This is a genomic window from Roseomonas sp. TS2, from assembly GCF_058833935.1.
Genome location: NZ_JCACVY010000199.1, coordinates 1 through 7,530, shown reverse-complemented (window position 1 = coordinate 7,530; position 7,530 = coordinate 1). Strand labels below are relative to the sequence as shown.

Below are 7,530 nucleotides of genomic sequence, written 5' to 3'. Positions count from 1 at the left end.
CGGCGGTGTAGACCTCGCCCGGCTCCATCGCGTCCAGCACGCGGCGGCGCGCCTCGGTCAGCCGCCCCTCCCCCTGGCCCTGCCCCTGGGCCGCGCGCCGCCCGGCGGCGGCGAGGCGCCAGCCGGCCTTCTGCGCCGGCGGCTCCAGCGCCGAGGGGCTGCTCATCGCCATGCGCAGCACCGCGCCGGGCGGGCTCAGCGTATAGGCCGCCACCCATTCGACGAAGCGGCGCAGGCTGGCCGTCATCGGCGGCACCGGCAGCACCTCCACGATGTCGCGCAGGCGGCGTTCCGGCAGGTCGGGATCGGCCTCGCCATCCCACACCACGCCGTAGAGCTGCCGGCCCGAGAGCGGCACCACCACGAAGCTGCCGGCCGGCGGCACGTCCCGGCCGGCCGGCACCCGGTAGTCATAGGCCCCGGCCAGCGGCAGGGGCAGCAGCACACGCAGACGAGCCATCGAGCCCCTTCTCCAAGACCTTCCCCGGGCGGCACGGCCTTTCGCCCGGCACCCGCCATCCGCTAGATAGGGTGACACGACCCCGGGACGCACCCCCTCCTCCTCGCAACCGGCGCATGTCGCCGCGCCACAGGAAACCGCCTCATGAAGTTCTTCGTCGACACCGCCGAGGTGTCCGAGATCCGCGCGCTTGCCGAGCTCGGCATGGTCGACGGCGTCACCACCAACCCCTCGCTGATCGCCAAGTCCGGCCGCAACATGGCCGAGGTGATCGCCGAGATCTGCACCGTGACGCCCGGCCACGTCTCCGCCGAGGTGACGGCGACCGACTACGAGACCATGCTGGCCGAGGGCCGCTTCCTGCGCGGCATCGCCTCGAACGTGGCGGTGAAGGTGCCGCTGACCGAGGCCGGGCTGCGCACCTGCCGCGCGCTCTCCGACGAGGGCACGCCGGTCAACGTCACGCTGTGCTTCTCCCCCACCCAGGCGCTGCTGGCGGCCAAGGCGGGGGCCACCTACGTCTCGCCCTTCGTCGGCCGGCTGGACGACCTGGCGCAGGACGGCATGCAGCTGATCGCCGACATCGTGCAGATCTACCGCAACTACCCCGCGATCCGGACCGAGGTGCTGGTGGCCTCCATCCGCCACCCGCTGCACCTGGCGCAGGCGGCCAAGCTCGGCGCCGGCGTGGCCACCCTGCCGCCCGCCGTGATCCGCCAGCTCATCAAGCACCCGCTGACCGACCGCGGCCTGGAGGCCTTCCTGGCCGACTGGAAGAAGACCGGCCAGAGCATCCTCTGAGCCGGGCGCGGGGCGCGGAGGGCGGCATGACACCCGAGGATGTGGCCGCCTGGCTGCGGGCCCATCCCGGCTTCCTGGCCGAGCAGCCCGAGCTGTACCGGCTGCTTGCGCCGCCGCGCCGCGTCCATGGCGAGGAGCTGGCCGACCACATGGCGGCGATGCTCTCCGCCGAGCGCGCCGCCAGCCGCGAGATGGCGGACGCGGCGCGCGAGGGGGCGGGCTTCGCCGCCCGCGCCCGCGCCGCCGTGCTGGCGCTGATCCCGAGCGCCGACCCGGCCGAGACGGTGAGCCAGGAATGGCCCGCCCTGCTCGGCCTCGAGCATTGCGCCCTGGCCGATGAGGGGATGCCCGCCGCGCACCGGCTGAGCCTGCCCGCCGGCACCGTGGCGCGGCTGCTGCCCGCCGGGCGCGACGCGCTGGTCCGCCCCGCCCCCACCGACCTTCCCCTGCTGCACGCCGAGGCGGCCGGCCTGGTGCGGTGCGACGCGCTGGCCCGGCTGCCGCTGCCCGGCGCGCCCTGCATGCTGGTGCTGGGCGCGCGCGGCGCCACCGGCCTGCCGGCGCGCGGCGCCGGGCCGGACCTGCTGTTCCTGGCGCGCGCCCTGGCCGCGGCCCTGCTGCGATGAGCGAGAACCCCGTCATGACCGGCTTCGAGGCCCGCCAGCTCTGGCTCGACTGGCTGGCGCGGGAGCGCCGGGCCAGCCGCCACACCCTGATCGCCTATGGCGGCGACCTCTCGGACTTCCTGGACTTCCTCACCCGCCACCATGGCGAGGAACCCACCATGGCCAGCTTCGCCGCGCTGCGGCCGGCCGACCTGCGCGCCTTCCTGGCCGAGCGCGCGACGCGCGACGGCGTGGGCAACGCCACCCGCGCGCGGCAGCTCGCCGCCATACGCGGCTTCCTGCGCTTCCTGGCCCGCCACCACGGCCTGCCGCCGCTGGCGCTGGCCGGGCTGCGCGGCCCGCGCGTGGTGCCCCCCGCGCCCCGCCCGCTGACGCCGGAGCAGGCGATCGACGTCTCCCGCGCCGCCGGCGACGTGGAGAACAGCCCCCTCCTTTCGGCGCGCGACACGGCGCTGTTCACCCTGCTCTATGGCTGCGGCCTGCGCATCTCGGAGGCGCTGGCGCTGGATGTGAAGGACGCGCCGAAGGCCCGGCAGGCGCTCCGCATCACCGGCAAGGGCGAGAAGGAGCGGCTGGTGCCGGTGCTGCCCGCGGTGGCCGAGGCGGTGGCGGCCTATCTGCGGCTGCGCGGCGCCGCCCTGCCGGAGGAACCGCTCTTCCTCGGCGCGCGGGGCGACAGGCTGGACCCGGGCGTGGCGCAGAAGGCGCTGCGGACCTATCGACGGCTCGTCGGCCTGCCGGAGAGCGCCACGCCGCACGCGCTGCGCCACTCCTTCGCCACCCACCTGCTGGGCGCGGGGGGCGACCTGCGCGCCATCCAGGAATTGCTCGGCCATGCCAGCCTCTCCACCACCCAGCGCTACACCAGCGTCGATGCGGTGAAGCTGCTGGAGACCTGGCAGAAGGCGCATCCGCGCAGCGACTAGGCCGCGCCCCTCGCCTCAGCGCCGGCCGAGGCGGCGCATCATCCAGTCCGACCACGCGCCGCAGCGGCTCAGCATGCGGCCCTCCAGCGAGCCCAGCCCGTTCACCTGCGCCGGCCAGCGTGCCTGGCACCAGCCCAGCGCGCGCTGCGACCAGGCATGCTGCTCGCGCAGCACAAAGATGCCGAGCAGCAGGAAGACGGTGCCGTTCATCACCGGCAGGATCAGGCCGATCACGCCGAGCAGCAGCAGCAACCAGCCGGCCAGCTTGCGTTTCCAGGACGGGCGATAGACGAGCATGGCATGGCAGATGGCCCTGCCCCGGCCTCGGCTCAAGAAGCCTGCCTCATGGCTGGCGCATGGCCCCGGCCGTCAGCAGCAGCAGCGCCGCCACCGGCAGGCAGAAGGCGAAGCCCAGCACCAGGAAGCCCGCCGCCCCCGCCACCCCGCCCAGGAAGAAGCCGCCCAGCAATCCGAGCAGCAGGCGCAGCTTGGCGCGGTCCGCCCGCACGAAGGGGCGGCCCTCCAGCGTGCCGGCGCGGTTCCAATAGAGCAGCCTGCCCAGTTCCACGCCGATGTCGGTGACGATGCCGGTGACATGGGTGGTGCGCATCCGCGCGCCGGAGATCTTGGTGATGGTGGCGTTCTGCAGCCCCATCAGGAAGCAGAGCAGCGGCGTCGCCAGCGCCGCGGGCGGCAGCCCGCCCGATCGCTGCGCCACCAGCCAGCCGGCGCCGCCGCCGGCCAGCAGCAGCCCCGCCTCCAGCCGCAGCGGCGCCAGGTAGGGGTTGGGCCGCCCGCGCCGGCGGCCATGGTTGATCAGCATGGCCGAGGCCATGGCGCCGCCCGTGAAGGCCAGCAGCGCGAGCAGCCCCGCCAGCACCACGGGCACGGCGCCGAGCACCAGATGGTCCGCCATGGCCGAGACGATGCCGGACATGTGCGAGGTGTAGGCGCCGGCCAGCAGGAAGCCGCCGGCATTGACCGCCCCCGCCACGGCGGCGAGGCAGAGGCTCAGCCCCGCCTCGCTCAATCCTGCGCGGGCGAGGCCGGCCAGGGGCGGGCGCGGGTGAAGCGAGCCCACCCGCGCCGCGCCGCTCAGATGTGCAGCGGCCGGCCGTCGACGGCCAGGGCGGCTTCCTTCACCGCCTCGTTCAGCGTCGGGTGGGCGTGGCAGGTGCGGGCCACGTCCTCGGCGCTGGCGCCGAACTCCATGGCGATGGCGACCTCGGCGATCAGCGTGCCGGCATCCGGGCCCAGGATGTGGCAGCCCAGCACGCGGTCCGTCTCCTTGTCGGCCAGGATCTTCACGAAGCCGTCCAGGTCGCCCATGGCGCGGGCGCGGCCATTGGCCATGAAGGGGAACTTGCCGACCTTGTAGGCCTGGCCGCGCGCCTTCAGCTCCTCCTCGCTCTCGCCCACGCTGGCGATCTCGGGCCAGGTGTAGACGATGGCGGGGATGACGCCGTAGTTCACGTGGCCGGCCTGGCCCACCAGCATCTCGGCCAGCGCCACGCCCTCATCCTCAGCCTTGTGGGCCAGCATGGCGCCGGCGATGACGTCGCCGATGGCGTAGATGCCGGGGATGTTGGTGGCGAAGTGGCCGTCGGTCTTCACCCGGCCGCGCTCGTCCAGCTCGACGCCGACCTCGGCGAGGCCGAGGCCCTCGGTGTAGGCGCGGCGGCCGATGGCCAGCAGCACCACATCGGCCTTGATCTCCTCGGCCGCGCCGCCGGCGGCGGGCTCCACCGTCAGGGTCACGCCCTCGGCCGACTTGGCGGCGCCGGTCACCTTGGACTTCAGCCTGAACTTCATGCCCTGCTTGGCGAGCACGCGCTCGAACTGCTTGGCCGTCTCGGCATCCATGCCGGGGGCGAGGCGGTCGAGATACTCGATCACCGTCACCTCGGCGCCGAGGCGGCGCCACACGCTGCCCAGCTCCAGCCCGATGACGCCGCCGCCGATGACGACGAGGTGGCCCGGCACCTTCTCCAGCTCCAGCGCGCCGGTGGAGGTGACGACCTGCTTCTCATCGACCTCGACGCCGCGCAGCGGCGCGCTGTCCGAGCCGGTGGCGATGACGATGTTCTTCGTCTCGTAGGTCTGGCCGGCGACCTCCACCTTGCCGGGGGCGACGATCTTCCCGGCCCCCTTCAGCCAGGTGATCTTGTTCTTCTTGAAGAGGAACTCGACGCCCTTGGTGTTGGCGGCCACCACCTCGCCCTTGCGCGCCTGCATGCGCGCCAGGTCGAGCTTCACGCCCTCGACGATGATGCCGTGGTCGGCGAATTTGTGCTTGGTCTCCTCGAAGCTCTCCGAGGATTGCAGCAGCGCCTTCGAGGGGATGCAGCCGATGTTGAGGCAGGTGCCGCCCAGCGTCTCCCGCTTCTCGACGCAGGCCACCTTCAGCCCGAGCTGCGCGGCGCGGATGGCGCACACATAACCGCCGGGGCCGGCGCCGATCACGATCACGTCGAAGCTGTCGGACATGGGGCAAAAGTCCTGCTTGGCAATGGAATGTGACGGGCAAACTGGCGCGGCCGGCGCCATCGGGCAAGGGGGCAGCGTGCCGGAGCCGGCCCCTGGCGGCGCGATCCTGCCCCTCCCGCCCCGCATGCGCCCTGGCCGCCACAGGGGCGGGCGTGGGGCCGGGCCCGCGCAGGGATGTTGCGCGCCATGCCCCGCCTCTGCCACGCTGCCCGCAATGGGAGGGGGCCAAAACGAAGCCTCCCCCGTGGAGGAATGACGAGAATGCCCACCCGCTCCGACCGGGCGCTGCCGCGCCGCAACGTCCTGGCCCTCGCCGCCGGCGCGGCCGCCGCCGGCGCCCTGGCGCGCCCCGCCCTGGCACAGGGCTTCCCCGCCCGGCAGATCCGCCTGATGGTGCCCTGGCCCCCTGGCGGCTCGGCCGACGCGCAGCTCCGCTCGATGGCCGATCTCGCCACACGCAGCCTGGGCCACCCGGTGGTGATCGAGAACCGCTCCGGCGCGCGCGGGCTGCTGGCCGCCCAGGCGCTGCTGCAGGCGGCGCCCGACGGCTACACCCTGGCCCAGCACCACCTCTCGGTGATCCGCCACCCCTACATGACCAAGGCGAAGTCCTGGGACCCGGTGGAGGATTTCACCCCGGTCATCGGCCTCACCGGCTGGCTGTTCGGCGTGGTGGTGCGGACGGACAGCCCGATCAAGAGCTGGGCCGACTACGTTGCGGCGGTGAAGGCGCGCCCGGGGATGATGACCTATTCCACCAGCGGCATCGGCACCACCAACCACCTCGCCATGGAGGATATCTGCAACCGGCTGGGAATGCAGATGACGCATGTGCCCTTCCGCGGCAGCACGGAAGGGGTGACGGCGCTGCTCGGCGGGCAGATCGACAGCATCGCCGACAGCTCGGCCTGGGTGCCGCAGGTGGAGGCGGGGCAGTTCCGCCTGCTCAGCGTCTGGTCGCCCGAGCGGGCGAAGCGCTTCCCCGAAGTGCCGACGCTGCGGGAGCTGGGCATCGACCTCGCCGTGACCTCGCCCTACGGCATCGCCGGGCCGAAGGGAATGGACCCGGGCGTGGTGCGCGTGCTGCACGACGCCTTCAAGGCCGCGCTGATGAGCCCCGAGAACACGGCGATCCGCGAGAAATGGGACATGCCGCTGAACTACATGGACACCGAGGCCTATCGCGACTTCACGGTGCGCCGCGCGGCCTATGAGAAGGCGATGGTGGCGCGGCTCAACCTCAGCATCGACGGCTGAAACGCGAAGCGGGGGCCGCTGCGCGCGGCCCCCGCCCCTTCATCCCGGGCCCGAAAGGGCCGGGCCTCAGATGTCCAGCATCAGCCGGCGCGGGTCCTCGATGCTCTCCTTCACGCGCACCAGGAAGGACACCGCCTCCTTCCCGTCGACGATGCGGTGGTCGTAGGAGAGCGCCAGGTACATCATCGGGCGTATCTCGATCTTGCCGCCCACCACCATCGGGCGCTCCTGGATCTTGTGCATGCCCAGGATGCCGGACTGCGGCGGATTCAGGATCGGCGTCGACATCAGCGAGCCGTAGATGCCGCCATTGGTGATGGTGAAGCTGCCGCCCGAGAGCTCGTCGAGCTTCAGCTGGCCATCACGCGCCTTGCGGCCGAAGCCGGAGATGCTCTTCTCGATCTCGGCGAAGGACATCTGGTCGGCGTGCTTCAGCACCGGCACGACGAGGCCGGACGGGCCGCCCACCGCGATGCCCATGTGCACGAAGTTCTTGTAGACCAGATCGTCGCCGTCGATCTCGGCGTTGACCGCCGGGAACTCCTTCAGCGCCGCGACGCAGGCCTTCACGAAGAAGGACATGAAGCCGAGCTTGGTGCCCTGCTTCTTCTCGAACACGTCCTTGTACTCGTTCCGCAGCGCCATCACCGCGCCCATGTCCACCTCGTTGAAGGTGGTCAGCATGGCGGCGGTGTTCTGCGCCTCCTTCAGCCGGTTGGCGATGGTCTTGCGCAGGCGGGTCATCTTCACCCGCTCCTCGCCGCCCTCCAGGGCGCGTGGGGCCTTCGGCGCGGCGGGCTTCGCCGCCTCGGGCGCCGGGCGGGCCAGGAAAGCCTGCACGTCGCCCTTGCTGATGCGGCCGTCCTTCGCCGTGCCGGTGCCGACCTGCTCGGCCGACACCTTGTTCTCGGCCATCATCTTGGCGGCGGCGGGCAGCGGTGCGTGGCCGACGCCGGGGCGGCCGACCGGGCCG

9 protein-coding genes are annotated in these 7,530 nt (G+C 72.6%); 4 read left to right on the top strand and 5 right to left on the bottom strand.

Annotation, left to right across the window (positions count from 1 at the left end; translation table 11 throughout):
- The coding region (locus ACZJYS_RS20985; RefSeq protein ID WP_493180207.1) for a primosomal protein N' family DNA-binding protein at positions 1–460 on the bottom strand (460 nt) is incomplete at its 3' end.
- A gap of 144 nt (positions 461–604) precedes the next feature.
- Between ACZJYS_RS20985 and fsa the strand changes: the two genes are divergently transcribed.
- From fsa to ACZJYS_RS20970, 3 genes are read left to right on the top strand one after another with little or no spacing between them, the layout of a single operon-like run.
- On the top strand, positions 605–1,261 hold the full coding sequence (gene fsa, locus ACZJYS_RS20980; RefSeq protein WP_109516295.1) for a fructose-6-phosphate aldolase: 657 nt from the start codon (positions 605–607) through the stop codon (positions 1,259–1,261).
- Between the two features lie 26 nt (positions 1,262–1,287).
- Positions 1,288–1,887: a hypothetical protein gene (locus ACZJYS_RS20975; RefSeq protein ID WP_109516296.1), complete on the top strand. Its 600-nt coding sequence runs from the start codon at positions 1,288–1,290 to the stop codon at positions 1,885–1,887.
- On the top strand, positions 1,884–2,813 hold the full coding sequence (locus ACZJYS_RS20970) for a tyrosine recombinase XerC (protein WP_245906206.1): 930 nt from the start codon (positions 1,884–1,886) through the stop codon (positions 2,811–2,813). The genes ACZJYS_RS20975 and ACZJYS_RS20970 overlap by 4 nt, the downstream gene beginning before the upstream one ends.
- A 15-nt stretch (positions 2,814–2,828) precedes the next feature.
- On the opposite strand, the gene ACZJYS_RS20965 is transcribed toward ACZJYS_RS20970, so the two are convergent.
- The 3 genes from ACZJYS_RS20965 to lpdA are packed head-to-tail and all read right to left on the bottom strand — an operon-like array spanning position 2,829 to position 5,426.
- Complete coding sequence (locus tag ACZJYS_RS20965; RefSeq protein ID WP_146201847.1) at positions 2,829–3,146, bottom strand: PGPGW domain-containing protein; 318 nt, start codon at positions 3,144–3,146, stop codon at positions 2,829–2,831.
- A 10-nt stretch (positions 3,147–3,156) separates the two neighbouring features.
- The gene (locus tag ACZJYS_RS20960; protein WP_379649430.1) at positions 3,157–3,894 is read right to left on the bottom strand and encodes a YoaK family protein; all 738 of its coding nucleotides are present in this window, start codon (positions 3,892–3,894) and stop codon (positions 3,157–3,159) included.
- Positions 3,895–3,908: 14 nt separating this feature from the next.
- The gene (gene lpdA, locus ACZJYS_RS20955; RefSeq protein WP_408887531.1) at positions 3,909–5,426 is read right to left on the bottom strand and encodes a dihydrolipoyl dehydrogenase; all 1,518 of its coding nucleotides are present in this window, start codon (positions 5,424–5,426) and stop codon (positions 3,909–3,911) included.
- 135 nt (positions 5,427–5,561) lie between these two features.
- Between lpdA and ACZJYS_RS20950 the strand changes: the two genes are divergently transcribed.
- Positions 5,562–6,557: a tripartite tricarboxylate transporter substrate binding protein gene (locus tag ACZJYS_RS20950; RefSeq protein WP_493180205.1), complete on the top strand. Its 996-nt coding sequence runs from the start codon at positions 5,562–5,564 to the stop codon at positions 6,555–6,557.
- 66 nt (positions 6,558–6,623) lie between these two features.
- On the opposite strand, the gene odhB is transcribed toward ACZJYS_RS20950, so the two are convergent.
- Positions 6,624–7,530: 2-oxoglutarate dehydrogenase complex dihydrolipoyllysine-residue succinyltransferase (odhB, locus tag ACZJYS_RS20945; RefSeq protein WP_493180204.1), on the bottom strand; the 907-nt coding region annotated here is incomplete at its 5' end.